The following is a 2,222-nucleotide window of genomic DNA, read 5'->3' on the forward strand; positions in this document are numbered from 1 at the left end:
CAAAGGTCAGCAGATCACCTACCTTCATACGGATCATCTGAATACTCCCAGAAAAGCGACCAATGACCAGCAAACCATTGTCTGGCAATGGAACAGCGATGCTTTTGGGATGGGACTGGCCAATCCAGACCCGGACGGCGATGGCAAGGATACGGAAATCAACCTGCGCTTCGCAGGCCAGTACTACGACCATGAAAGCGGCCTGTTCTACAACTACCACCGTTACTATGACCCGGAAACTGGGCGATACAGCCAGAGTGATCCTATAGGGCTGAGAGGCGGTATCAATACTTATGCCTATGTGAACAGTAACCCTCTGGTCAGCACTGATCCATTGGGGCTGTTTTTGTTTGCTTTTGATGGGACAGATCAAGATCGAAATAATCTCAATGGTAACACTCTGACTAATGTGGCTTTGTTTCAGGATTACTACGAAGAAGCGAATGGAAAAGGAACATCGTACTATCTGCCGGGTGTCGGAACTCGTGATGGCGAAGGCCTTTTGGGGAGCGCTTTTGGAAAAGGTGCTCGAAGCCGGGTCGAAGAAGCTCTTGATGTGATTGATGACTTGATTCGTACTAATGATTCAATATTTTTAGATGGGGTTATTGATATTGTTGGCTTTAGTCGTGGTGCTACAATCGCCAGGGAGTTCAGTAATGATATCTACGAACGAGTAGACAGTGGATATTATGACAGTTTGTATGATGCTCAACAGAATACCAATAATGATGTTTGTTCAGCGTTGCCAAGTATAAAAATACGCTTCATGGGGCTATTCGATACGGTTGGATCGCTGGGTGAGCCAGGGGATTCAGATAATGGTGATTTTGACCTATCGACTGACCCAAGAATAGATCGGGTTTCACATGCTGTGGCTTTAAATGAGCATCGAGGTCTTTTTCCATTATCTTCTGTTGAACGAAGTGAACATGTTGCTGGCAGTGATTCTAAAATAGTTGAGCAAGGTTTTATTGGTTCGCACACGGATGTTGGTGGAGGCGATGGTAGCACAGATCTTTCAGACATTCCGTTACAATGGATGCTTAAACAAGCAAGTTCTGTCCGTGTAAAGCTTGGGGGATTGAAGGAAAAGCATAAAACAATCAGTGATCCAATACTGCATGACGAGCGTACAGGTGGCGTCACTGGACCAGTTTCCCCAGATAATGGAGATAGAGAAATCTTCTATGAAAATGATCCTGACTGGGAGGAAGCTTTTTGCACACCTATATACCCTGGAGCTTGCTCTGAGTGGGTTCCACCAGCTACACAGAGACAAATGACGGCACCACAGTTTCCAGATCTTGATCACATGTTAATGGAATATCCTGATGGGAATCAGGGAAATGTGCGTGGAACGGTTGATATGGATCAATATAAAAAGTGGTTGTCGGAAACTTTAAGGGTAGAAGTCAAATTGCCAGAAGATAAAAATACATGAAAAGAAATATGAAATGGATTGGCTTATCCATTATTACTGTCATTGCTTTTATAACTATAAGGAGTGGCTGGAGGGTTATTGCCAACCAGTCACCTAGTTTTGAGTTCCAGAACAGCACGGAGACAACGTTTAGCACTTTTCATGCAGAGGATAATAATAACTATATTGTAGCCATGCAGCGTACAACGTCATTTGATGCAGGCTCCTATAAAAGGATAATGGGGCCAGTTAGTCGTGTGCCTTCATCTCTGTTATTAACATACGGAGATGAGAGAAAGCAGTATAAAGAAGAAGTTCAAATTACCAGTGCGCTACCATGGCCTATATGGTTCAAACTGAAGTTTATGCCTTGGCGTTATACCGCTGGATTTATTATCAATATTCTGCCTGGAGGAGAACTGAAGCTATCCTGGTTTCTTAAGGATGGCAATCTTAAACGCCGAGCTATTGATTGTGGAGGTTGGTTAATCGATCAATACTTACCATTGCAAGAAAAACGAATAGAAAACTACAGGTATACAGAGGAGCATCCACGAGGGTGGTTTTTGTGTAGTCCTTTGGCATTTATGGGCTTTGAACAAAAACGAATAGAAGCTGAGATGAATAAAAACTGAGTAGATAAAGCTTGCGCCACTCCATGCCTCATGAAGTGGCGCGACTGCTTACAACAAACCCGAAATAGAGTTAGAAAGCCCTTTCTTAAGCTCAGGCAAAGCTTCCTCAAATTTCAGATTGACCTTGTTGGCGGTAGAAACAACCCGGGTCTGGTATTTCTTCC

3 protein-coding genes are annotated in these 2,222 nt (G+C 43.6%); 2 read left to right on the top strand and 1 reads right to left on the bottom strand.

Features of this window, described 5'->3' with window-relative positions; all coding sequences use genetic code 11:
- Both ACO6UY_RS24515 and ACO6UY_RS24520 read left to right on the top strand, forming a co-directional pair.
- The coding region (locus ACO6UY_RS24515) for a phospholipase effector Tle1 domain-containing protein (RefSeq protein WP_422491661.1) at nucleotides 1-1,444 on the top strand (1,444 nt) is incomplete at its 5' end.
- Nucleotides 1,441-2,058 (top strand): hypothetical protein, encoded by a 618-nt coding sequence (locus tag ACO6UY_RS24520; RefSeq protein WP_422491662.1) that lies wholly within the window; start codon nucleotides 1,441-1,443, stop codon nucleotides 2,056-2,058. The genes ACO6UY_RS24515 and ACO6UY_RS24520, both read left to right, overlap by 4 nt.
- Nucleotides 2,059-2,106: 48 nt before the next feature.
- On the opposite strand, the gene traT is transcribed toward ACO6UY_RS24520, so the two are convergent.
- On the bottom strand, nucleotides 2,107-2,222 hold a 116-nt coding region (gene traT, locus ACO6UY_RS24525; protein ID WP_422491663.1), incomplete at its 5' end, for a complement resistance protein TraT.

The sequence above is a fragment of the Endozoicomonas sp. ALE010 genome (assembly GCF_049310165.1).
Taxonomy (GTDB): Bacteria; Pseudomonadota; Gammaproteobacteria; order Pseudomonadales; family Endozoicomonadaceae; genus Endozoicomonas.